General features: G+C 60.6%; 20 protein-coding genes. 11 read left to right on the top strand and 9 right to left on the bottom strand.

The window, feature by feature from the left end; genetic code table 11:
* The first annotated feature begins 123 nt into the window (after positions 1 to 123).
* The 3 genes from ACMYUN_RS18325 (at position 124) to ACMYUN_RS18315 (ending at position 7,621) form a co-directional block, all read left to right on the top strand.
* Positions 124 to 1,989 carry a hypothetical protein gene (locus ACMYUN_RS18325; RefSeq protein ID WP_415761325.1) on the top strand — a complete coding sequence of 622 codons (1,866 nt, stop codon included), beginning with the start codon at positions 124 to 126 and terminating at the stop codon, positions 1,987 to 1,989.
* A 68-nt stretch (positions 1,990 to 2,057) separates the two neighbouring features.
* Positions 2,058 to 5,537: a calcium-binding protein gene (locus ACMYUN_RS18320; protein WP_415761324.1), complete on the top strand. Its 3,480-nt coding sequence runs from the start codon at positions 2,058 to 2,060 to the stop codon at positions 5,535 to 5,537.
* Between the two features lie 107 nt (positions 5,538 to 5,644).
* Positions 5,645 to 7,621, top strand: a complete 1,977-nt coding sequence (locus tag ACMYUN_RS18315) for a hypothetical protein (RefSeq protein WP_415761323.1) — start codon at positions 5,645 to 5,647, stop codon at positions 7,619 to 7,621.
* 45 nt (positions 7,622 to 7,666) lie between these two features.
* On the opposite strand, the gene ACMYUN_RS18310 is transcribed toward ACMYUN_RS18315, so the two are convergent.
* The 5 genes from ACMYUN_RS18310 to ACMYUN_RS18290 form a co-directional block, all read right to left on the bottom strand.
* On the bottom strand, positions 7,667 to 8,245 hold the full coding sequence (locus ACMYUN_RS18310; protein WP_415761322.1) for a hypothetical protein: 579 nt from the start codon (positions 8,243 to 8,245) through the stop codon (positions 7,667 to 7,669).
* A gap of 68 nt (positions 8,246 to 8,313) precedes the next feature.
* Positions 8,314 to 8,544, bottom strand: a complete 231-nt coding sequence (locus ACMYUN_RS18305; protein ID WP_415761321.1) for a hypothetical protein — start codon at positions 8,542 to 8,544, stop codon at positions 8,314 to 8,316.
* A 110-nt stretch (positions 8,545 to 8,654) separates the two neighbouring features.
* Positions 8,655 to 9,245: an LON peptidase substrate-binding domain-containing protein gene (locus ACMYUN_RS18300; RefSeq protein WP_415761320.1), complete on the bottom strand. Its 591-nt coding sequence runs from the start codon at positions 9,243 to 9,245 to the stop codon at positions 8,655 to 8,657.
* An 11-nt stretch (positions 9,246 to 9,256) separates the two neighbouring features.
* Complete coding sequence (locus ACMYUN_RS18295; RefSeq protein WP_016773013.1) at positions 9,257 to 9,973, bottom strand: LrgB family protein; 717 nt, start codon at positions 9,971 to 9,973, stop codon at positions 9,257 to 9,259.
* On the bottom strand, positions 9,973 to 10,335 hold the full coding sequence (locus tag ACMYUN_RS18290; protein WP_415761319.1) for a CidA/LrgA family protein: 363 nt from the start codon (positions 10,333 to 10,335) through the stop codon (positions 9,973 to 9,975). The genes ACMYUN_RS18295 and ACMYUN_RS18290 overlap by 1 nt, the downstream gene beginning before the upstream one ends.
* A 191-nt stretch (positions 10,336 to 10,526) precedes the next feature.
* Between ACMYUN_RS18290 and ACMYUN_RS18285 the strand changes: the two genes are divergently transcribed.
* From ACMYUN_RS18285 to ACMYUN_RS18275, 3 genes are all read left to right on the top strand, one after another.
* Positions 10,527 to 10,982: a MaoC family dehydratase gene (locus ACMYUN_RS18285; RefSeq protein ID WP_415761318.1), complete on the top strand. Its 456-nt coding sequence runs from the start codon at positions 10,527 to 10,529 to the stop codon at positions 10,980 to 10,982.
* A gap of 102 nt (positions 10,983 to 11,084) precedes the next feature.
* The gene (locus ACMYUN_RS18280) at positions 11,085 to 12,812 is read left to right on the top strand and encodes a C13 family peptidase (protein ID WP_415761317.1); all 1,728 of its coding nucleotides are present in this window, start codon (positions 11,085 to 11,087) and stop codon (positions 12,810 to 12,812) included.
* 27 nt (positions 12,813 to 12,839) lie between these two features.
* Positions 12,840 to 13,481: an oxidoreductase gene (locus tag ACMYUN_RS18275; protein ID WP_016773010.1), complete on the top strand. Its 642-nt coding sequence runs from the start codon at positions 12,840 to 12,842 to the stop codon at positions 13,479 to 13,481.
* A 133-nt stretch (positions 13,482 to 13,614) separates the two neighbouring features.
* Here the strand turns inward: ACMYUN_RS18275 and ACMYUN_RS18270 are convergent, their stop codons facing one another.
* From ACMYUN_RS18270 to ACMYUN_RS18255, 4 genes are all read right to left on the bottom strand, one after another.
* Complete coding sequence (locus ACMYUN_RS18270; RefSeq protein ID WP_039761850.1) at positions 13,615 to 13,899, bottom strand: YceK/YidQ family lipoprotein; 285 nt, start codon at positions 13,897 to 13,899, stop codon at positions 13,615 to 13,617.
* Positions 13,892 to 14,539, bottom strand: coding sequence for a flavin prenyltransferase UbiX (gene ubiX, locus ACMYUN_RS18265; protein ID WP_024014462.1), 648 nt, complete (start codon positions 14,537 to 14,539; stop codon positions 13,892 to 13,894). Before ubiX ends, ACMYUN_RS18270 begins: the two co-directional genes overlap by 8 nt.
* A complete protein-coding gene (mpl, locus tag ACMYUN_RS18260; RefSeq protein ID WP_016773007.1) occupies positions 14,536 to 15,885 on the bottom strand; it encodes a UDP-N-acetylmuramate:L-alanyl-gamma-D-glutamyl-meso-diaminopimelate ligase in 1,350 nt (449 codons plus the stop codon). Before mpl ends, ubiX begins: the two co-directional genes overlap by 4 nt.
* Positions 15,886 to 16,081: 196 nt before the next feature.
* Entirely contained in the window at positions 16,082 to 17,992 is a 1,911-nt protein-coding gene (locus tag ACMYUN_RS18255) for a sigma-54-dependent Fis family transcriptional regulator (protein WP_415761316.1), read from the bottom strand.
* 302 nt (positions 17,993 to 18,294) lie between these two features.
* On the opposite strand from ACMYUN_RS18255, the gene ACMYUN_RS18250 reads away from it, so the two are divergent.
* From ACMYUN_RS18250 to ACMYUN_RS18230, 5 genes are all read left to right on the top strand, one after another.
* Positions 18,295 to 19,815: an aldehyde dehydrogenase family protein gene (locus tag ACMYUN_RS18250; protein ID WP_122693043.1), complete on the top strand. Its 1,521-nt coding sequence runs from the start codon at positions 18,295 to 18,297 to the stop codon at positions 19,813 to 19,815.
* A 172-nt stretch (positions 19,816 to 19,987) separates the two neighbouring features.
* Positions 19,988 to 21,439: an ethanolamine permease gene (gene eat, locus ACMYUN_RS18245; protein WP_415761315.1), complete on the top strand. Its 1,452-nt coding sequence runs from the start codon at positions 19,988 to 19,990 to the stop codon at positions 21,437 to 21,439.
* Positions 21,440 to 21,491: 52 nt separating this feature from the next.
* Positions 21,492 to 22,886, top strand: a complete 1,395-nt coding sequence (locus ACMYUN_RS18240) for an ethanolamine ammonia-lyase subunit EutB (protein ID WP_039761855.1) — start codon at positions 21,492 to 21,494, stop codon at positions 22,884 to 22,886.
* A 5-nt stretch (positions 22,887 to 22,891) separates the two neighbouring features.
* Positions 22,892 to 23,716, top strand: a complete 825-nt coding sequence (gene eutC, locus ACMYUN_RS18235; RefSeq protein ID WP_415761314.1) for an ethanolamine ammonia-lyase subunit EutC — start codon at positions 22,892 to 22,894, stop codon at positions 23,714 to 23,716.
* Between the two features lie 115 nt (positions 23,717 to 23,831).
* A complete protein-coding gene (locus tag ACMYUN_RS18230; RefSeq protein ID WP_016773002.1) occupies positions 23,832 to 24,293 on the top strand; it encodes a GNAT family N-acetyltransferase in 462 nt (153 codons plus the stop codon).
* Positions 24,294 to 24,411: the final 118 nt, after the last annotated feature.

Genomic DNA, 24,411 nt, shown 5'->3' with positions numbered 1-24,411 from the left:
AAGCCAACTGCGACGATTACCCATCCATTTGATTCGAGCAATACTGCACCGCGCCGGAACGAGAACTTACCGCTTGATGGTGTTTCCGACTATTTTCGCCCTCCCACTCTTACCGATCTGGCAGTGCCAAACCGTACTGCGGATATTCACGTGCCCGGACTGTCGTCGGCAATACAGGCCGTGGAAATCTCACGCATGCCGACAACGGGCGCCGCTGTGCTGCAACCTGACAGGGTAAATAACTACTGGCTGTCGGAGGCTTTTCTGCACGGCATGAAGCCGGCCGATGCCGACGGGTTTCGCTGGGTGGTCGGCAGAAAATTTGCCGACGTAGAAGTAGACGGCCGATTGCAAACGACCCACGTCGGCCAGGATGAATCCGGAGCCTGGCGCAGCAAGTTGCTGACCGAGCGATTGCCCTCAGGCCCGCGCTTGTACAAAAACGCCGACAGCCCGACCTGGCGTCTGACAGAACAGGTCGCGCCGAAACGCCCGGCCGTGAGCGCAAGCGAACAACCCGACCAGGCATCTGCAGCCAAACGCCCGCGTCCGGTTGCTGCAGCGGTGCCGCTGGATCAACGCCGTTATCGCCCTTCGTGGCGGTCCCCGGACTCTCAGGGGTATCACGAAATGACACCCCGGCCGGGTACGAAGGACACCGATACCCGTTTCGCGCTGCGCGATGAGTTCGGCAATTTGATGCAAGTCGACGCACCGCAGGGCGGGTTCGGCGCGCAGCCTGCGCACTTGCGACAATGGACTGACCAACAGATCTGGCAACTCTACGGCTTGCATGGCCAGGACATCACTCGCTTCCGGGCGGAAGCACAGGCCACCGGCCGCCCACCGCAATGGGCCGAGGCGGCCAATACCGGCAACCCTGTCACCGACTTGCTGCGCAACACCCTGCGCTGGTTGCACCCGGCCATGACCTTGAAGGAGCGCGAAACGTTTCTACAGTCTTATAACCTGCTGCCGCACCAACTGACGCGATTACAGCAGGACCTGCAAAATCAATTGGCTATTCCGCCGTGGGCGCAAGCGCACAAGCGCCTGCTCGACGAACTCGACAACCCGCAACGCCTCGAGCAATTTGCCAGGGACGCCGTCGAGCAACTCAATCTCAAGCGCAACGCCCGCCACGATTGGTATCACCCTGAAAACAGCCTGACGTTCGAGGTGCGTGAAGCACTGTTGAAAAAACTCGGCTATCTGCGCAATAAGAACAACTGTCTGTACCGCACCGATATTCCGGCACTGTTTCGTGGTGACGAACGCACACCTTTCGAATTGGCCAACGACGGCACCATGCTGCCGCGCTACCACCATGAACCCGGCGCCACCACGCACAAACCCATCAGCGCGACGTTCAGCCTCAATGAAGGCCAGACGTATGCCAGCGCGCCTGATCCCGAATACCTGCGATTCAACAGCCAGACCCACAAATATCCCGGCCGCGACGCCAGTGACAGCAGCTCGGAGAGTGGTGCGAGCGACGCCAGCGATTCCAGCAGCAGCGCCTCCTCCGACTGGTCGGATGGCGACCGGCCGATTGCCTGGGATCACGAGCGCGGCTATCGATCCGAGCGCACTCGGCAGACGGTCATGTTCCTGTACGCCCTGGACACCCGCCATCTGGAGGTCGTACCCCATGAAGAAAACATGATGTTCAATTCGACCGCCCGCGACACGCCGCCTACCTGGTTTCCCTCCGACGATTTTGAAGGGCTGATTTCAGTTACCCGCAGCGGACTGGACGCCGAGCGCATCTGGTTGCTCAACGCCGACCAGACCAAAGGCGCCAAAGTAACGGACATCAAGGACATGGCAGGTGCCCGTGCCGAACGCATCGAAGCTGCCACCCACGCCGGGCATGCCAACCACTTCGAGTACGACACGTTGATCGACCATGTCGAGGCAGCAGGTCTGCCCATTCTCAGACTGTCCGGCAATAGAAACGAATTTGGTCATGACATTGTCTGGCCGTGAAACCCCGGGATTGCCCGCACCACCGGTAAGGAAACCGGTGTTCATACACAACGTTAAGGGATTAAGACGTGTCGAAACTCATCTTACCTTCCGCGCATGTTTCCAATGTGCGCCTGCTTCAGGTCACGCCGCTTGATGCCTCGGCCAATGACCATGCGCCCTCTACAGCCAATCTCTCTCATATGCCTGCACCCTCGGCCGGCAAGGGCGCTGAAGCCAGGCATCGACAAACGCTGGCATCGCTCGACAAGCATTTCGGGCCCTTGTCCATCGGGGAAGTCAAAGTCAGTCGGGTCGAGCTGCAAAGACTGGGTGCTGCGGTCAACGGTCAACCGATCGGTCCGGCGAATGCCGATCTGAAAGTCCCGGATCAGATGTTTCTCGATGGTCTGCATTTCGAATCAGCGGCCGTTGAAAACCACTTGAGATCCGCTGAGGTTGCTGACAACGGCAGGGCCGCGATGCTGTTTTATGAAATTGCCTGCCAGCGCTCGGTCGACGCCGGCCCCATGTTTGTCAGCCCTGCACCAATCGACCCTGGCAGTGCGGTAGACCGGCTCAACCAGTTGGGCAAAGCCGCGCAGAAGCTGGACATTCATCAGGTAGACGCTTTTGAAAACGCACCCGGCTGGGTCAACAAAAGCAAAAGCTACCTGATGAGCGGCGCCGGCGTCGGTCTGCAAGCCTTCGGCATCTACAGTGGTTACATGGCCATGATCGATGCGATCAGCAAAGGGGAAAAACTCGAAGCGGTCTTCCAGGGTGGCTCCATTGCCGCCGAGTTCGGCTCTCTGATCATCGAACGCGGCTTGACCAGGACAGGCGAGGCGATGCTCACCAACGGCGGCAATCTTTTCAAATATTTCCCGCTGACCTCGGTGGGCAAATACATGAGCCGGGGCGCCGGTATGTTCGCCAGCGCGATCACCCTGCCGTTCGACATCATCGATGCGGTCAAAGCGTTCAACGCTGCCGCCGCTTCGTCGGGAAAAATCGCGCAGGATCATTACGTCAGCGGCGCCCTGAGCGTAGCGGGAGCGGGCATCAGCCTGGTGCTCGGCGTCGCGGCACTGGCCGGTTTCGGCAGCGTCGCCGGGCCGGTCGGCCTCGCGGCGGCGGCTGTGCTGATCGCCGGCTCGATGATTTATCAGGCCGCTCGGGTCGTGGACGATATCGATGACTACATCGAACTGACCGCACTGGAACGCTTGCGCTCAGGCTGGTTCGCCTTCACCGGCCAGGAACTGGATAACCAAGTGATGGATCGCTTCAAGCTGACCAAAGGCTATAGCGATCACGAAAAACGCCTCGAGCTGTCGGCCAGAGACATGCTTGAAGGCGCCTATAAGAACTCCATTGAACACGTAGTCAACGGCGCCTTCCGCACCGAACTGCAATCGGTCGAACTGTGGCGCTATCAGTGGGATGAAAGCGCCGGCCAGGAACCGTTCAAACGCGACAGCCAGGCTGTGATCGTCGGCGCAGACGATGTGATCGATGCCGCCGATGGCTTGCCGGCAGATCTCAAAGGCAAGGTCAGCGGCAGCGCCGGAGAAGGCAAAGGGGTGTTCTGGCGCCTGGGTGATGGCAACGACCGGGTCGCTGGCGTCAAGGCGCAGTCCAATCTGTTCACTTACCGAGAAGGGCACAAAGCCCTGACCGGTGGCGACCAGACCGATGCGTTCTATCAAGAAATTTCGGACCAGGAGCTCGACCGCTCCGCCAAACCCGCGCACATCAACATTCTGGACGGCGGCGGTGGCGCCGACACCGTGGCGTTCGAAGGCAGCCGCCCGACCGGAGACACTCGCTACGTCGGCCATGACATCAATCTGCAGACCGGCAAGGTCTCGTTGCGCGGTCTGGATCCGGCGGCCGAAGGGCTGGAAATCGCCCATCTGACTTCGATCGAGAACGCTTCGACGCTGCGCAAGGGCACCAGCCACGTTACCGGTACCGACGCGGCCAACCAGATATCTGCCAATGGCTATGATCGCATCAGCGTCGGTGGCGGCAACGACACCATTGCCATTTTCGGCACCGAATGCGAGGTGGATGGTGGCAGCGGTGAAGACCGTTATTACATCGCCAATACCAACGCCCGCACAACGATCATCGAAAATGACGAGCACTCGAGCCGGGTCGAGTTCGGCTGGCCGCGAGCCCTCATTCAACGCTGGCAAATCATCGACACTTCACTGGTGATCACCTCGTTGCGCGGCAAGGATGGCAGTGATCCCGAACACGTGCTGACTCTGAGAAACGTCTACCAGACGATCGACGGCCAGCGCCACCTGAAGAATGCACAGTGGCTGTTTCGCACGCAGGATGATTATGAACTGCTGGCTCTGCTGCCCAATCAGCCAGGCCAGGCGCTGATTCAGGATATCGAGGTCGCCATCACCGTTAACGGTCAGCCCGCTCAGGCCCCTGCCATCGTCAATAGCGGCACGGTGGCCTTGCAGGCGCAAGCAGCGTCGCGACACTTTGTGTCACGCACGCCGCACAGGGTCGAGTTTGCCGCCGAGCGTAGCGAAACTGCCACGCAAGGGAGTGTCTACCTCGATTACCTGGCCAGCGAGATTGTCGATGTCGTGATCACCTATGACGTCGAAGTTCGCCAGGGTGTATCGGGCAATACGCACCTGACCTACAAGGATATCTGCCTGTCGTTGCTACTGCCCTCCAAAGTGGTTGCGTTCAAAGGCGTGATCAAGACGAGCGCCGCCGCCACCGGTTACGGCGGCCGCAACAGTCTGAAAGTGACCACACCGCTGCTGACGCAAGATCTGGTGCTGATCATGCGAGACGAAGTCTCCTACCGCCTGCAACTGCCGCAGCTGGATTACGCAGCCGACGCCAAGGCCCCCGGCACACGACTGGTCAGCAACCGAAGCTGGCTGAAGCAGCGCAACGGAACGTATCCGTTCACGCGCCCCGTGGTCAGCGAAAAGCCGGAGCTGACCGACCGCCCCTGCAAAGTGGTGATCGAGTCCAGATCCCACACAGGGATTTATCTGCTGGAAGGCAAAAGCTCGACTTACGATATCCATCTGGTCAGCAACTGCATCGTGCGCCTGTCGACACCCGCTGCGGCTGCAAAAACAGCTAACGCCTCGACGTGGAATCTGTTCACTCGCGCCTTGAGCGAAACGGTGAAGCGCGAAGATATCCACCTTGATGGCAATCGCCTGCGCATCGCTAGCGTCACCGTCGAACTGCCGGACATTGACGAGGACACGCCGGTGGAATCGGTGAGTGTGGTGACTTCGGCCGGCCATATCTATGAGGTTTCGCTGCTGTTCGAAGTGTTGCAGTTGTACGTCATCGACGCTCGCCGCTACGCCAGCGTCGCGGCGCTGCACAGCGACATCGAACAACACAGACAGCGCAATGAACTGGCGGCACGGATTTACGTGACCCACATTGGATACAAGGACACCGTCAGTACCGTGGTTTATCACTCGATGCGCCAGCATTGGGGACTGACTGACAACCCGCAGGTGCGAATCAATCCAGAGGATTTGCACATCCCGGCAGATAGCTGAGTGCGCTCAGCGCGCCTGCAACCCAGTGCCAGCGCGGACAAACACCGCGCTGGCACTCGATCACCTCAGCCGACGGACAGGCTGATTCATAAAGAAGGAGTTTATTCATGCGCCAAAAACCCGGGCCTTTGCGCCCTTCACCAACCACCGAAACGCCCGGCAGCTCGACAGCGCGACCGGCCTCCCCTGATCGTCCGATCGATCTGGATCTGCGCCTGCCCGGCCGGATTCGAGAGGATGGCTCGAATGCTTTGGCGGGCATCGAAACCATCGCTCCTGCCGCCAGCCACGCGACATTACGGCCCGGCATCACGGTCACCCGCATGCCTGATATGCAGAAGCCGCCGCGAGGTCCAGCAAAATCGCCCCTTGAATCTTATGTACAAAGCGTCAGTGCCGACTTGAGGCACGATGCGCAAGGTCTCAGGACTTACAAGGGGCGACAGTTCGCCGATATGGCCAACGATGACGGTTCTGCCGCCGGGCTGACGGTGATGGTTGCCTACCACGACCTGACCAAGGCCTACCGGGCCAGACTGTCCAGCGAGCGAGTGCCATCGGGCCCACCGCTTTATCGAGTCGCCGACACTGATTTGTGGAGCTTGAACAAGCCCATCGAGATGTACCCACCGGATCGCTACACCCTGCACGACTTGGGGTGGGCCAAGGCGCGTTCCGCCCCCGTACCAGATGAGCAAGGCTATTACGCGGTACATGAATGGAAGGAAACGACAAATCGGGAACCAATGATTGCCCGGCCAAATGTCGGTTTCGCATTTCAGGGCAAATACGGTCGCATGATCAAAGTCGACCCGAGCGAAGCTCGCGGGGACACTTCAGTGCCGCTGAAGCTGGCGCACTGGACCGATGCCGAAATCTGGGATGTTTACCACCTGCGCGATGCAGAGATCCTCACCTTTCGTGCCGAGGCCGAGGTCCGAGGCGGTCCGCCGGCCTGGGCAAGGCGCAGAAATACCGAGGACGACCACAAGTTTCTTCTGGACTCCATGAAGTGGTCTCACCCGCAGAAATCCCGCAGCGAATGCGCCGAACTGTTACGTACTTACAACCTGAGCATCGCTCAGCAGAAACGCTTGCGCCCGGAGATGGAAAACGGCTTCCCGGAATGGGCCGAAACGCACAAAGATCTCTCCCGAAATGCACTGGACACCAAACGGTTCGAGCATATCGCCGAGGAGCTCGGCCCTTTCACGCTGAAACTGCGCAATCACGGCGAGGGCCATGAGGGCGACTTACCGCCAGTCAATCAGCGTTATGAAGATGATTTTCTGCAAGGTTATCTGGCGCATGCCGGTTATAAACGCAACAGGCATGACTATCTTTACCGCACGGACATCCCTGCCATGTTTCGCGCCGATTTACGCACGCCTTTTGAACTGGCCCGCGACAAACGGCTCGTCAAACTTCGCGGCAACCCTTCGGATTCCACCAGCAAACGCGCGTTCAGCGCGACGTTTGCTCTGTCCGACGCCTTGAACTACATGGGGTTCGATTACTATTCCAACCCGCGGCATTACAACAGTCAGGCCAATCGATATCCCGGGCACTTTTCCGACAGTGACTCCTCCAGCGGGCATCGGCACAGTACCGACGGAGAATCGGATACATCGTTTGAAATGGATAACTCGCGCGACTATCCGTTGCTGCGGCGCAAACAGATAAATGGCTTCCTCTACATCATCGATACTCGCAATAACGAAGTAGTCCCTCGCGTGGAAAATCTTTACCTCATCAACAGAGATTTTGATGGAGACAGCCTGGAAGGCCGGATCTCCATGCCGACCCGTGGGATCAGTGCAGAACGGATCTGGCTGGTGAATTCGGATCACAGTCTCGCGGCGCGTGTCGAGGATGTGTTCCGACAAGCCGGTGAGGATGCTGTGGCTATCGAGACGTCGACCTGGGAAGGCACCGACCTCGATGTGTGGTCTCGATCGACCCCCTACGATGGTCTCATCGCTGGCGTCGCTCACTCGGGCGGGGTGGTATTGACACTGCCCAAAGGCACGGACACCGATGCCAACGACATCGTCTGGCCAGTCCCCGAACATTACAGGCCCTGACACAAGGCGCGGCGCCATTCACTCCAGAGTGAATGGCGCCTCTGGTCACGCAGCCGAAGGACTGGCTTTGATCACCTTGATCACCAATTGAGCGGGTTTGTTATTGAACGCGTTGTGCGTCGTGAGATTAGGGTCGGCGTCCAGAAACGTGCTCATGCCGTCACTGATATTTCGATACATGGGTTTGCTTTTCGGCTCACTGCACAACTCAATATAGGCCGGCCCGGCCTCGATGTGACTGAGAGAGGTTTTGGTCGCGCCCAGCGTGCTCATTGAGAAATGCTGGAGCGGCGCATCGGTACTCACCAACAAATTATGGGTTTTGTCTTCAATGAATAACCGTGCGCCTCCAAACTTTCCAGAATGGACCACGCTGATCGCATAGCCATCCTTCTGAGAAACGAACCTGAATAGCAGCGGCTTGTGATCTTCGTGGTCGGCCAGCGTGATGAAGCTGGCGAGGCGCAGACTCGCAAGTCCGACCTCTGCATCCAGCTTTTCGCGTTGAGTGATACGCGGGTCGCGCACAATTTTTTGCAATCGGTACTGATTGATTACTAACGGCCGGCCATCCAGATAAAGATTTGCCGTGAATTCTTCATTGTTGATTATTGCTGTAGACATGGGCTCGCCCACCTGTAAACGCTCCGCCGCTCAACCGCAACGGCAGGCAAAGTAAAAAAGGGAATGAATTAAACTGCGCTCGCGGTTACTGTCTTGCTGGCAGTAGCCGACATCTGCGGAATATCGCTGACCGGAACTTTTTCTATCTTTCGTTTACGTCGCGCGATGACCATACGGTCGGCATAAGTTGTGGCAGCATCGATATGCTTACTGACGTTCTGGTCGGCGCCGGCGTGTTTCAAAATATACTTGCCGGCAATATCGTCCCAGAACGCCCGTTCATCTTCATATAACGTCATCACTTCATCCTTGTTATCGAATTACCCGCGTCCTGCGGGCAACTCGAAATTAAGACAAAGACAAAAGCAACACAATGCTGGCAGGTGGCAGTAGTTGATTCAAAGTAAAACTAGGCGAACAACTCCCCCTGCAACTCATCAAGCAACGCCTGAATCGCATCCAGCCGCTGCTGCGGATCATCGAGTTGCAACAGGTCGATCTTGTCTTCTTCAGCGAAAGGCAACAGGTAGGCAAGCTGATTGGCCAGCGATTGCTGCCCGCCGGCTTCGGTGCCCATGTCCAGCGCTTCGACCATCGGGTGCTCGGCCAGTGCCTTGAGCAGCGCTACCAGATCGGCATCCTCCTCCTGCAACGGTTGCTCGGGCTCGTCGTCGAGCCATTCGACATCGGCCAGAATCAACTGGTCGCGCTGCACTTCGGTGCGCAACACCGTGAAACGCCGTCCGCCTTGCACGCGAATGCCGAGCAGGCCGTTGTCCTGTTGCTGGAAATCGGTGATCCGCGCCTCGCAGCCGACCATTGCGAAACCTTCTGGTGCCACACCGACTTCGCTGCCCTCAAGGATGCACACCACACCGAAACCGACGCCCTGCTTCATGCAACGGCCGATCATGTCGAGATAGCGCGCCTCGAAGATCTGCAAGTCGAGGTTGCAGCCGGGGAACAGCACCGTGTTCAGCGGGAAAAGCGGCAGACTCATAGACATTTTCCTTACACCACCATCGACACCGCCAACGGCAGGAACACCGCCGTGGCCACGCCCATCAGACTCATTGCCAGCGCGGCGAACGCGCCGCACTCGTCGTTTTCCTGCATCGCCACCGCCGTGCCGACCGCATGCGCGGTCATGCCCAGCGCCATGCCGCGCGCTTCGGGGCTGTGCACGCCGAGGCGGGTCAGCAGCGCCGGGCCGAAGATCGCGCCAATCACCCCGGTGATCAGCACGAACACCGCGGCCAGCGCCGCCACGCCACCGATCTGCTCGGCGACCAGCATGGCGATCGGCGAGGTCACCGATTTCGGCGCCATGGTCATCAGGATCATGTGATCGGCACCGAACCACCAGCCCAGCGCCACACCCATGCCCGTTGCGACCACCCCGCCTATCACCAGCGTAGTAAAAATCGGCCAGAACAATTGGCGGATGCGCCGCAGGTTCAAGTAGAGCGGCACCGCCAGCGCCACCGTGGCCGGCCCCAGCAGAATGCTGAGGATCTCGGTGCTCTTGCGGTACTCCGCGTAAGTCAGGCCGCAGCCGACCAGCACACCGATCACCAACAACATGGAGACCAGCACCGGTTGCAGAAAGATCCAGCGGGTTTTCTCGAACGCCGCCAGCACCAGTTGATAGGCGCCGAGGGTGATGCCAATGCCGAACAGCGGATGATGAATCACCGACGCCCACGCGCCTTGCCAGTCGAACAGCATCAGGACTCCTCCGCCGGCGGCGCGTGACGTTTGACCAGCCGTTGCATGAGCACGCCGGCAAAGGCCATCGACACGATCAGCGAGACCACCAGCGCGCCGACGATCGCCCAGAAATCGGCGGCAATCGCCGTGGCATACACCATCACGCCTACCGCAGGCGGCACCAGCAGCAACGGCAGATACCGCAGCAGGCTGCCCGCCGCCTGGTTCAGCGGCTCGCCCACTTCACCGCGAATGATCAGGAACACCAGCATCAGCAGCAGTCCGATGATCGGCCCCGGCAATATCGGCAACAGCAAATGATTGAGCGCGGTGCCGAGCAATTGGAACAGCACCAGCAGGGTCAGGCCACGTAACAACATCCGACATCTCCGTCTTACATTTTCAGCCAGCAGAGCTCGGCATTATAAGCATGCCGGCGCTATGGACCGGCATTCGCCAAAAGCATGGTCGGTTGACCTGAGCAAATCGCCATGATGATCTACAGTGGTTCGCAGGCCGGTCAAATCCGCCCTGAAAAACTATAAAACCGATGAACCCAAGGAGAGTCTCAATGCCCTATGTTCCCGTTGCAGAGCTCAAAGATTATGTCGGCAAGGAACTTGGACGTTCCGAATGGCTCACCATCGATCAGGAGCGCATCAACCTGTTCGCCGAAGCCACCGGTGATTTTCAGTTCATTCATGTCGATCCGGTCAAGGCTGCGGAAACGCCGTTTGGCAGCACGATTGCCCATGGTTTCCTGTCGCTGTCGCTGATGCCGAAACTGATGGAAGACATCCTCGTGCTGCCCGAAGGCGTGAAGATGGTCGTCAACTATGGCCTGGACAGCGTGCGCTTCATCCAGCCGGTCAAGGTCAACTCGAAAGTCCGACTGAAGGTCGACATGGTCGAAGTCACCGAGAAAAAACCCGGCCAGTGGTTGCTCAAGGCTACCGCGACACTGGAGATAGAAGGCTCGGACAAACCGGCTTACATCGCCGAGCCACTGTCGCTCTGCTTCGTCTGATCATCCCGGATGCGAAGCAGCGCACGCTGTTTCGCGTCACGTCTGTATATATGCGACGCATAGCTGCGGCATACTCGGTCGCCTAATTGCCCGGATCCCGCTATGCGCTCAATCGCTCGACTTGCACCCCTTGCCCTGACCCTGATGCTTACCGCTTGCGGCGACGGCGAATCGCTGTTGCCGCCGGATGCGCGCCTGCCCGATGGCGGTCGCTATCGCGGGGAACTGGTCGACGGCTTGCTGCAAGGTCAGGGCCGCGTCGATTACCCCAACGGCAGCTGGTACGCCGGGGAATTCGATAAGGGTCAGTGGCACGGCCAAGGCGAATGGCACGGCAGCAATGGCGAGGTCTATCGCGGCCAGTTCCAGCAAGGTCTGTTTGATGGTCAGGGCAGCCTGAGCACCAATGCCAGCAGCTACACCGGTGGTTTCAAGCAGGGCCGGCGCGAGGGCGAAGGCACGCTGAAAGAAAACGGCATGACCTATCGCGGCGAGTTCAAGGCTGACCAGTATTCCGGCCTCGGCCGTCTGGAAATGGACGACGGCAGCTCCTATCAAGGCCAGTTCGCCCACGGCAAACCCAACGGCGAAGGCCAGCGCGGCGATGCCAGCGGCAATTCGTTCACGGGCCATTTCGTCAACGGCCAACTGGAAGGCAACGGCACTTACACCAGCGCCGACGGTGATATCTACGTCGGCGGCTTCAAGAACAATCAACTGCACGGCAAGGGCCGCTACGAGAACGCCGACGGCGACGTCTGGCTCGGCCAGTTCAAGGAAGGCGCGCTGACTGGCAAGGGCGAATTGATCGGTGCCGATGGCAGCCATTACATCGGTGTATTCAATGACTGGCGCTTCACCGGTCAGGGCCGCTTGAACCTCGCCGATGGCAGCTTCTACATCGGCGGCTTCGACAACGACAGCTATTCAGGACGCGGCACGCTGGTGCTGACCGATGGCAGCGTGCTCAGTGGCACCTGGATCAACGGCCAACGCGTGCGCGACGCCGACGGCAAATTGCTCCCCGACACCCTAGAGCTTGGTCTGCTGGCCCAAGGCCGGTTGCTGGACGACGCACTGGCGGCGATTCCCGCTTCGACTCCGGCAGTCGAGTTGTACACCCTGACCCTTGGCGGCGACGGCAAGCAAAGCGTATTCCTGCGCGAATCCGATTACGTCGCCAACATGCTCAATACGCGCTTCGGCGCCTTCGGCCAGATCCGCTTGGTCAATCACCGCGATCATCTCGGCGACCGGCCGATGGCCACCCGGGAAAACCTGCGCCGCGCCGCGCAAGCCCTTGCCGAACGCAGCGGGCCGGAAGATCTGCTGTTCATCTATCTAACCAGCCACGGCACCGCCGAGCATGAACTGGTGCTCGATCAGCCGCGCATGGAACTGGCAGACCTGCCCGCCGATGAACTCGCCGCCGTGCTCGCGCCGCTGAAGCATCGCGACAAGGTCATCGTGGTTTCCTCGTGCTATTCCGGCGGTTTCATCCCGGCGCTGAAAGACGAACGCACGCTGATCATGACCGCCTCACGCGCGGATCGGGTGTCGTTCGGTTGCTCGGAAGAAGCCAACTTCACCTACTTCGGCGATGCGCTGTTCGCCCAGGCGCTGAACCAGACTGATGATCTGGAGCAGGCATTCAAACTGGCCAAGGCCACCGTCGCCGAGCGCGAACTGGCCGACGGTTTTGAAGCCTCGGAGCCGCAGATCTGGGCGCCGAAAACCGTGCTGTCGCACTGGCAGATGCTGCGAAAACAGCAGGCGCGCAAAGCTTTGCAAAGCAGCGCATTGAACGACGCGGCGAAAAAAGGCAACTAAGCTGAACAGTATCAAGGGAGAGACACTATGTACTTGACGCCTCAGCACGTATTGCTTGCCGGAGCCACCGGACTGACCGGTGAACATCTGCTCGACCGTTTGCTCAACGAGCCAACGATTACCCGTGTCCTCGCCCCTTCACGCCGGCCGCTGGCCGAGCATCCGCACCTGGAAAACCCGGTCGGCGACCCGCAGGCGTTTCTGCCGCAGCTCAGCGGCCGGGTCGATATCGCCTACTGCTGCCTCGGCACGACGATCAAGCAGGCCGGTTCCGAAGAAGCCTTTCGCGCAGTCGATCTGGACATGGTCGTGGCGTTTGCCAAACGCGCGCGGGAGATGGGCGCGCGGCATCTGATCGTGATCAGTGCGATTGGTGCCGATCCGAATTCCTCGGTGTTCTACAACCGCGTCAAAGGCGAAATGGAACAGGCCCTGCGCGCGCAGAACTGGCCGCAGCTGACCATTTGCCGACCTTCGCTGTTGCTCGGCGAACGCACCGAACCGCGTCTGGTCGAGCAACTGGCCGGGCCGTTGTCGAAGCTGATTCCGGGGAAATATCACGGCATCGAAGCGTGCCAGTTGGCGCGAGCGATGTGGCGGCTGGCGCTGGAAGAACAGGATGGCGTGCGGGTGATTGAATCGGATGAGCTGCGCAAGTTAGGCAAATAACTCCGGGACTTTGTGGTGAGGGGATTTATCCCCGTTCGGCTGCGCAGCAGTCGTCGCTTTTACAATTTTTTTGGGGGGGGCGCTTCGCACCCCAGCGGGGATAAATCCCCTCGCCACAGAGGTTGTCCGCCCCCTACAATCCGCCAGTCGCCTGAAAGCCCACGCCAATCACCGTCAGCAACGACAACGGCAACAGCAACGTATCGAGCAGCGCACTGGCCGGCAGGTCCACTCCCGGGTAGCTCGGCGCCTCGGCACCGAACCTGTCCTTTGCACAACATCCGCCGTTCAACGCATACAAATCCAGCCGCGTCCCGGCGTACACCACCGGTGCGCCGGGTTTCGCCGCATCCAGCGTGCGCGCCGTCGCGCAGCCGCCCAATTGCAGCGCCAGCACAAGCACCAGCAGCTTATTCATCGCTGCTCAGGTGATGCTCGCCCCAGCGCGGCAGCATGTCCTGCGGGATGCCGAGCAGATTGAGAATCCGCGCCACAACGAAGTCGATCAGATCATCGATGGTTTGAGGCTGGTGATAGAAGCCCGGCGAGGCCGGCAGAATGGTCACGCCCAGATTCGACAGCTTGAGCATGTGCTCCAGATGAATGCTCGAATACGGCGCCTCGCGCGGCACCAGTATCAACTGACGGCGCTCTTTCAGCGTAACGTCCGCCGCGCGTTCGATCAGGTTATTGCAGGCGCCGGTGGCAATCGCCGACAGCGTGCCGGTCGAACACGGCACTACCACCATGGCCGCCGGCGCGCCGGAGCCGGAGGCTACCGGCGACATCCAGTCTTCCTTGCCGTACACGCGAATCTGCCCGGCTGCGGCGCCGGTGTATTCAGTGAGAAACGCCTGCATCATCTGCGGTTTGTTCGGCAGCGACACGTCAGTCTCGGTGGCCATGACCAATTGCGCAGCCTTGGAGATCAGGAAGTGCACTTCGCGATCTTCGCGCACCAGGCAATCGAGCAGGCGCAAGCCGTACTGCGCGCCGGAGGCGCCGGTCATCGCCAGGGTGATGCGTTCCGGACCGCCGGCCTGAGAAAAAGTGTTCATTGCAGTGCCTCGGCGAGTTTGCCGTGCAGGCCGCCGAAGCCGCCGTTGCTCATGATCACCACGTGCGTGCCGGGTTGGGCCTGGCTCTTCACGCGTTCGATGATGCCTTCCAAGGAATCGCTGACGATGGAGGGCACGGTGCATAACGCTGCGGTGGCGCCCAGGTCCCAACCGAGGTTGGCCGGGGCATACCAGATCACCTGATCGGCATCGACCACGCTGTCCGGCAGACCGTCACGGTGGGCGCCGAGCTTCATCGAATTGGAACGCGGCTCGATGATCGCAATCAGTGGTGCGTCGCCGATGCGTTTGCGCAGGCCGTCGAGGGTGGTAGCGATGGCGGTCGGGTGATGAGCAAAGTCGTCGTAAATGGTGATGCCGCGCACTTCGGCGACTTTCTCCATACGCCGTTTGACGTTCTTGAACGCGCTCAACCCAGCAATGCCCATCGACGGCACGACGCCAACGTGACGCGCTGCGGCCAGAGCGGCAAGGGCGTTGGCGACGTTGTGTTGACCGGTCAATTCCCACTCGACGGTGCCTTGCGACACGCCTTCGAACATCACTTCGAACGCCGAACCGTCTTCGCTGAGCAGCTTGACCTGCCACTGACCGCCGGCGCCGGTGGTTTGCACCGGGGTCCAGCAGCCCATTTCAATCACCCGTTGCAAGGCCGGCTCGGTGGTCGGGTGGATGACCAGCCCTTCGCTCGGGATGGTCCGCACCAAGTGGTGGAACTGACGTTCGATGGCCGGCAGATCGGGGAAGATGTCCGCATGATCGAACTCAAGGTTGTTGAGGATGGCGGTGCGCGGACGGTAATGGACAAACTTCGAGCGTTTGTCGAAAAAGGCGCTGTCGTATTCGTCAGCCTCGATCACAAAAAACGGCGTACCGCCCAGGCGCGCCGATACCGAGAAATTTTGCGGCACGCCGCCGATGAGGAAACCCGGGCTCATGCCGGCGTGTTCCAGCACCCAGGCGAGCATGCTGCTGGTGGTGGTCTTGCCGTGCGTACCGGCCACGGCCAGCACCCAGCGACCTTGCAGCACATGGTCAGCCAGCCACTGCGGGCCGGAGACGTACGGCAGGCCTTTGTTCAGCACATATTCCACCGCCGGGTTGCCACGGGACATGGCATTGCCGATCACCACCAGATCCGGCGCCGGATCGAGCTGCGCCGGGTCATAGCCCTGCGTCAGCTGAATGCCCTGGGCCTCGAGCTGCGTGCTCATCGGCGGATAGACGTTGGCGTCGGAGCCGGTGACGTGATGGCCCAGCTCTTTGGCCAATACGGCCATCGAGCCCATGAAAGTCCCGCAGATACCCAGAATATGAATGTGCATAGTCGACCTCGTAAAACATGGCCGCAGGTTAGCGTAGGGAGGGGGAAATGGCACTCTTTAGCTGAGGGGTGGGCCTGTTCGACCTGATCGTTCCCACGCTCTGCGTGGGAATGCAGCACGGGACGCTCTGCGTCCCAAAGCGGACGCGGAGCGTCCGGGGGCGTTACCACGCAGAGCGTGGGAACGATCAGGTCGGTCAGGCAGAGCGGGCAATACCGTGTTTGCGAAGCTTTCTATACAGCGTATTGCGACTGACCCCCAGTTGCTCTGCCGTACGACTCATATGCCACCGCGCCTGCTCCAGCGCGCCAAGCAATGCCAAGCGCTCGGCGTCATCCAATGGCTGCGCGGCAGTCTGCGCAGGCACAACCGCCGGCCGCGCCTGCCGAATCATCACCGGCAAATCCTCAACGCCGACCCGCCCGCCATCACACAACGCCGCCAGCGTACGCAGGACATTGCGCATCTGCCGCACATTACCCGGCCAATTGAACGCCAGCAGCGCCTGCCGTGCCGGTTCGTCGATCAGAATCGTTTCGCCGCCAGCCTCCTCGGCCAACAGGAAATCCAGTAGCTGCGATTTATCACTGCGCTCACGCAACGCCGGCAGCGCCACTTCCAGGCCGTTCAAGCGGTAATACAGATCCTCGCGAAAACTGCCGTCCTCGACCCGCTCGAGCAGATTGCGATGCGTCGCACTGATGATGCGCACGTCCACCGCTTGCGGTTCACCGCCAATCGGCACCACTTGCCGATCTTCCAGCACTCGCAGCAAGCGCGTCTGCAAGGCCAAGGGCATGTCGCCGATTTCGTCGAGGAACAAGGTGCCGCCATCGGCCTGTTGCAGCTTGCCGCGCATGCCGTCCTTGCGCGCGCCGGTGAAGCTGCCGCCGCGATAGCCGAACAGTTCGCTCTCGATCAGGCTTTCCGGAATGGCTGCGCAATTGAGCGCGACGAAGGCGTTACCGGAGCGCTGGCTGGCTTGGTGCACAGCCTTGGCGAACGCTTCCTTGCCCGAGCCGGTTTCGCCGTTGATCAACAACGGCACGTCGCGCTCGAACACGCGCAGGGCTTTGCGAAATTCCGCCTGCAACGCTTCGTCACCGAGGCAGATGCCGGACAGGCGTGGCGCAGGTGCAGCGATTGGCGTTGGAACGATGGCTGTCGGCTTGCGCGATTCGCCGCGCAACACGGCAAACAGATGCCGGCCATCACGGGTTCGCAGCGGCCAACTGGCGCTGGCGTTGGCACTCGCCCGCCCGAGCAGGTCATCCAGCGAACAATCGAAAAACGCTTCCACCGGTTTACCGAGCAAACCGCCGCGAATATGCCCGAGCAGGTTCAGCGCACTCTGATTCACCGCACTGATCCGCCCTTCGCCGTCGAACGCCAGCAACCCTTCGCTGAACAGGCCGACGGACTCGGCCTGCAGATGAAAACGCAGCAACCATTGATTGTCGAAACAGCGCAGGAAGTAGCAGCTCTCGATCATCTTCGCCGACAGATTGACCAGCGCCATGGTGTGGAACTGGCTCTGTCGCGAAACATCCGGACGGGCCGAGGACACATCGAGTACCGCGAGCAATTCACCGTGCGGGTCGAATACCGGGCTGGCCGAGCAGGTCAGCCCGGTATGGCGACCGCGAAAGTGTTCATCCTGGTGAATGGTCAGCGCCTGCCGTTCGACCAGGCAGGTACCGATGCCGTTGGTGCCTTCGCAGGCCTCGCTCCAGTCGGCGCCGAGCCAGAGACCGGCACGCTCGAAAATCTTCCGTTCCGCCGGCGCGGTGACGCAATTGAGGATCACCCCACGCGCGTCGGTCAGCAGCACCGCGTGGCCGGCGCCGGAGAGTTGCTGATGCAGGCTGCTCATTTCCGTGCCGGCTATTTGCAGCACTTGCTGCAGACGTTCGCGGCTTTCCAGCACCCGGCCATGCTCGAGCACGGTCGGCGCCATGGTCACGGAAGGATCGAGGTGGTAGTCCTCAAGGCAACGCAGCCAAGAACGGGCGATCGATGGATCGGCGCCGGGGCCGTGCAGGTGCGGTTTGCCCTGGGTGACGGTGAGAACCTGGCGGGCATGGCGACTCAAATGGTTGTCGTGCATTTCTTATTGTTCTCCCCGGGGCGCGATGGCCCAAAGCATGAGGTGACGCCCAGCATCCTCCAGCGGCTCCGGCAATGCAATGCTGGCAAGACCGCCCGGTCACAGGCTGTGTCGCAAGCGGTACAAATTGTCACCCGCGTTGTACCGAATCCGTCACAGCGCCTCTCCATTCGTCCGAGACAAACCGGCCAAGCCCTTGATTTGCCTGCCCTGCGCGGCAGTGGCCCGAGCCTTGCTCTACGCTTATAGCAAGCGCACTTGCGCGTTTCTCTAATAAGTACAAAGCCAAGGAGAACATCATCATGCGTTACGCCCACCCCGGTACTGACGGCGCCAAAGTCTCGTTCAAGAGCAAGTACGGTAACTACATCGGCGGCGAGTTCGTCGCACCGGTCAAAGGTCAGTACTTCACCAACACCTCGCCGGTCAATGGCCAGCCAATTGCCGAATTCCCCCGCTCCACCGCCGAAGACGTCGACAAGGCGCTGGACGCTGCCCACGCCGCCGCCGATGCGTGGGGCGCCACTTCGGTGCAGGCGCGCTCGCTGATCCTGCTGAAAATCGCCGACCGCATCGAAGAAAACCTCGAACTGCTGGCGATCACCGAAACCTGGGACAACGGCAAAGCCATCCGTGAAACCCTCAACGCCGACATCCCCCTGGCCGCTGACCATTTCCGTTATTTCGCCGGTTGCCTGCGCGCTCAGGAAGGCAGCGCTGCGGAAATCGACGGCAACACCGTGGCTTACCACATTCATGAACCGCTGGGCGTGGTCGGCCAGATCATCCCGTGGAACTTCCCGCTGCTGATGGCCGCGTGGAAACTCGCGCCAGCGCTGGCCGCCGGTAACTGCGTGGTGCTCAAACCTGCCGAGCAAACCCCGCTGGGCATCTGCGTGCTGATGGAGCTGATCGGCGACCTGCTGCCCCCGGGCGTGCTCAACGTCGTGCAAGGCTTCGGCAAAGAAGCCGGCGAAGCACTGGCAACCAGCAAGCGCATCGCCAAGATTGCCTTCACCGGCTCGACCCCGGTCGGCTCGCACATCATGAAATGCGCAGCGGAAAACATCATTCCATCGACCGTGGAACTGGGCGGCAAGTCGCCGAACATCTTCTTCGAAGACATCATGCAGGCCGAGCCGAGCTTCATCGAAAAGGCCGCCGAAGGTCTGGTGCTGGCGTTCTTCAATCAGGGCGAAGTGTGCACCTGCCCTTCCCGCGCGCTGGTGCAGGAATCGATCTATGACGAATTCATGCAGGCCGTGATGAAGAAAGTCAGCCAGATCAAACGTGGCGACCCGCTGGACACCGACACCATGGTCGGCGCCCAGGCATCCGAGCAGCAATTCGACAAGATCCTCTCGTACCTGGAAATCGCCAAGGGCGAAGGCGCGGAGTTGCTGACCGGCGGCAAGGTGGAAAAACTCGAGGGCAGCCTGGCCACCGGTTATTACATCCAGCCGACCCTGCTCAAGGGCACCAACAAGATGCGCGTGTTCCAGGAAGAAATCTTCGGCCCGGTGGTGAGCATCACCACCTTCAAGGACGAAGCCGAAGCCCTGGCGATTGCCAACGACACCGAGTTCGGTCTCGGCGCCGGACTGTGGACCCGCGACATCAACCGCGCCTACCGCATGGGCCGCGCAATCAAGGCCGGTCGGGTGTGGACCAACTGCTACCACCTCTATCCGGCGCACGCCGCGTTCGGTGGTTACAAGAAGTCCGGCGTCGGCCGTGAAACCCACAAAATGATGCTCGACCATTATCAGCAGACCAAGAACCTGCTGGTGAGCTACGACATCAATCCGTTGGGATTCTTCTGATCCTGCGATGCTGATAGTTCCCACGCTCCGCGTGGGAATGCCTCAACGGACGCTCCTCGTTCGGTTTCGAAGGGACGCGGAGCGTCCCGGGCTGCATTCCCACGCAGAGCGTGGGAACGATCAGGTTCCTGGCTGTAGCCGGGCCAATAAAACAATAAAAATGGTGAACCCTATGCCAAGCGAATCCCCGGCCGGAGCTCCGGCGACCAGCTCCTCCGTCGACTTCGAAAAAGTCGGCACCGATTATTTCCAACAACGCGAACTGAAAAAAGGCGCCGCCGGCTGGGTCCTGCTGGTCGGCCTCGGCGTCGCTTATGTGATTTCCGGCGACTACGCCGGCTGGAACTTCGGCCTCGCCCAGGGTGGCTGGGGCGGCATGTTTCTCGCCACGCTGCTGATGGCGACGATGTACCTGTGCATGTGCTTTTCCCTGGCCGAATTGTCCTCGATGATTCCCACCGCTGGCGGCGGCTACGGTTTCGCCCGCAGTGCGTTCGGGCCGTGGGGCGGGTTTCTTACCGGTACCGCAATCCTTATCGAATACGCCATCGCCCCCGCTGCCATCGCGGTGTTCATCGGCGCCTATTGCGAGTCGCTGTTCGGCATTGGCGGGTGGATGATCTATTTGGCGTTCTACATCATCTTCATCGCTATCCACATTTTCGGCGTCGGCGAAGCGCTCAAGCTGATGTTCATCATTACCGCTGTCGCCGCGCTGGCGCTGGGGGTGTTTCTGGTGGCGATGGTGCCGCACTTCGACGTCGCCAACCTGCTCGACATCCCGGTGACCACTGCGGTCGGCGCCAGTGCGTTTCTGCCGTTCGGCTATGTCGGCGTCTGGGCGGCGATTCCCTATGCGATCTGGTTTTTCCTCGCCGTCGAAGGCGTGCCGCTGGCCGCCGAAGAAACCAAAAACCCCAAGCGCGATCTGCCGCGTGGCCTGATCGGGGCAATGCTGGTGCTGCTGATGTTCGCCCTGCTGATTCTGATCGTCGGCCCCGGCGGCGCCGGTGCGAATTCGCTGCTGACTTCGGGTAACCCGCTGGTCGAAGCACTGAGCAAGGCCTACGGTGGCTCGACGTGGATGGGCAGCTTCGTCAATCTCGTCGGTCTGGCCGGACTGATCGCCAGCTTCTTCTCGATCATCTACGCCTACTCGCGGCAGATCTTCGCGCTGTCGCGGGCCGGTTACCTGCCGCGCAAACTGTCGCAGACCAACAAGAGCAAGGCGCCGGTGCTGGCCCTGGTGATTCCCGGGATCATCGGCTTCGGTCTATCGCTGACTGGCCAAGGCGATCTGCTGATTCTGGTCGCGGTGTTCGGGGCTACCATTTCCTATGTGCTGATGATGGCCGCGCACATCACCCTGCGCATCCGTCGCCCCAAAATGGACCGGCCGTACCGCACGCCGGGCGGCATTTTCACCTCGGGTGTGGCGCTGGTATTGGCGTGCATTGCCGTGGTGGCGGGCTTCCTCGTCGATCCACGGGTGGTGATCGGCGCCGCGATCATCTATGGAGTGTTAATTGCTTACTTTGCTTTCTACAGTCGGCATCACTTGGTAGCAGGCACGCCGGAAGAGGAATTCGCGGCGATTCAAAAAGCTGAACAAGCCTTGCACTGATTGTCGAAAACCACGGCGCAGACGCATTCTGCGCCGTCACGGAGAACGCTGAATGGCCAGTTTTGCTCACACGGTCGGCGCGCAGACTTACCGCTTCGACAGCCTCAAAGATGTCATGGCCAAGGCCAGCCCCGCCCGCTCGGGGGATTTTCTCGCCGAGATCGCCGCGCTCAACGACGGCGAACGGGTAGCCGCGCAAATGGCCCTGGCGGACATCCCGCTCACCCACTTCCTGCAAGAAGCGCTGATTCCCTACGAAGCCGATGAAGTGACTCGGCTGATCATCGACACCCACGACAAACAAGCCTTCGCCGTGGTCAGCCACCTTACCGTTGGCGGCTTTCGCGACTGGCTGCTCAGTGATGCGGCGGACGAAACCAGCCTGCGCGCCCTCGCCCCCGGCCTGACCCCGGAAATGGTCGCCGCCGTGTCGAAGATCATGCGCGTGCAGGACCTGGTGCTGGTCGCGCAGAAAATCCGCGTGGTCACCCAATTTCGCGGCACCCTCGGTTTACGCGGGCGCCTGTCGACCCGCCTGCAACCCAACCATCCGACTGACGAGCCGTCCGGCATTGCCGCGAGTATTCTCGACGGCCTGCTCTACGGCAACGGCGATGCAATGATCGGGGTCAACCCGGCCACCGACAGCATCGCTTCGATCTGCGCGATGCTGGAGATGCTCGACGCGATCATCCAGCGCTACGACATTCCCACCCAGGCCTGTGTGCTGACTCACGTCACCACCTCGATCGAGGCGATCAACCGTGGCGTGCCGCTGGATCTGGTGTTTCAGTCGATTGCCGGCACTGAGGCAGCCAATGCCAGTTTCGGCATCAACCTCAACGTCTTGCAGGAAGGTTATGACGCCGGGCTCAGCCTCAAGCGCGGCACCCTCGGGCAGAACCTGATGTATTTCGAAACCGGTCAGGGCAGCGCGCTGTCGGCCAACGCCCACCACGGCGTCGATCAACAGACCTGCGAGACAAGGGCCTACGCCGTGGCGCGACATTTCAAGCCGTTCCTGGTGAACACCGTCGTAGGATTTATCGGCCCGGAATACCTCTACAACGGCAAACAGATCATCCGCGCCGGCCTCGAAGACCACTTCTGCGGCAAGTTGCTCGGCGTGCCGATGGGCTGCGACATCTGCTACACCAACCACGCCGAAGCCGATCAGGACGACATGGACACCCTGCTGACGTTGCTCGGCGTTGCCGGCATCAACTTCATCATGGGCATCCCCGGCTCGGACGACATCATGCTCAATTACCAGACCACTTCGTTTCACGATGCCTTGTACGCCCGCCAGACCCTGGGCCTGAAACCGGCGCCGGAGTTCGAGCAATGGCTGGCCAACATGGGCATCTTCACCCAGGCGGACGGCAAGGTTCGCTTCGGCAACAACCTGCCGCCGGCGTTCCGCCAGGCCTTGGCGCATTTGGGATGAGTCTTATGGAAAAACCACCGGTCGATCCGCAAAACCCCTGGCTGGAACTGCGCCGCCTGACGCCGGCACGCATTGCCCTGGGCCGCACCGGCACCAGTCTGCCGACGCGGGCGCAGCTGGATTTTCAGTTTGCCCACGCCCAGGCCCGCGATGCCGTGCACCTGGCCTTCGATCACAGCGAAATCAGCGCACAACTGAGCGAGCGCGGGCGCGAAACCCTGGCGCTGCAAAGCGCCGCGCCGGACCGACACACCTATCTGCAACGCCCGGACCTGGGGCGCAAGCTCAGCGATGAGTCGGCGCAGACCTTGCACGACTATGCCAGCGAACACCCAGGCGGGGTCGACCTAGTGATGGTCGTCGCCGATGGCCTGTCGGCACTGGCAGTGCACCGCCACACCCTGCCATTCCTGACGCGCCTGGAAGAACAGATGAGCGGCGACGGCTGGTCCGTGGCGCCGGTGGTGCTGGTCGAGCAGGGTCGCGTTGCCATCGGTGACGAGATCGGCCAGTTGCTCGGGGCGAAGATGGTGGTGATGCTGATCGGCGAGCGTCCGGGCCTGAGTTCGCCGGACAGCCTCGGGCTGTATTTCACCTATGCGCCAAAGGTCGGCCTGACCGACGCGTATCGCAACTGCATTTCCAATGTTCGGCTTGAAGGCTTGAGCTATGGCATGGCGGCGCATCGCTTGCTGTATCTGATGCGCGAGGCCTGTCGGCGGCAGCTGTCGGGGGTCAATCTGAAGGATGAAGCTCAGTTGCACACATTGGAGGCCGACGACGCTGTCGACATGAAAGGCAACTTCCTGCTCGATCCACCGCCAGCCTGAACCGTTTCCGCATTGCCTTTCTGCGCTGCTTTCAGGCAGGATCGACGCACGGCCGCCCGGGTTTCCCATCGCCGTCAGAGCAGTTGAAGACAGCCACTTGAAGACGAGACCTATCATGCGGATTATTCAAGCGACCCTCGAACATCTGGATTTGCTGACTCCTTTGTTCGTCAAATATCGCGAGTTCTACGGCTCCCTGCCTTACCCGGATTCCTCCCGCGCGTTCCTCGAAAAACGCCTGCGCCGCAAAGAGTCGGTGATCTATCTGGCCCTGGCCGACGATGACGACAAGAAACTCATGGGCTTCTGCCAGCTGTATCCGAGCTTTTCGTCGCTGTCGCTCAAACGCGTGTGGATTCTCAACGATATCTACGTTGCTGAAGACGCGCGCCGGCAACTGGTCGCCGACAACCTGATCCGCACTGCGAAGAAAATGGCCAAGGAAACCCAGGCCGTGCGCATGCGCGTCTCGACCAGCGCGAACAACGAAGTGGCGCAGAAAACCTACGAATCGATCGGCTTCAAGGAAGACACCGAGTTCAAGAACTACGTACTGCCGATCAGCGACGAGCTCTGACTCCAACGGCTTCGGTGATGAGGGAGTTCGCTCCCTCGCCACGGCCGCCCCTTCCCTGACAATTGCTCACTTCGCGACACTCCCCGCTACAAAACCGGCGCGCTTTTCAGCGGTCAGA

It is taken from the genome of Pseudomonas sp. CP4 (assembly GCF_047758505.1).
GTDB lineage: Bacteria > Pseudomonadota > Gammaproteobacteria > Pseudomonadales > Pseudomonadaceae > Aquipseudomonas > Aquipseudomonas fluorescens_AO.
This window is presented reverse-complemented; position numbering and strand designations above follow the sequence as displayed.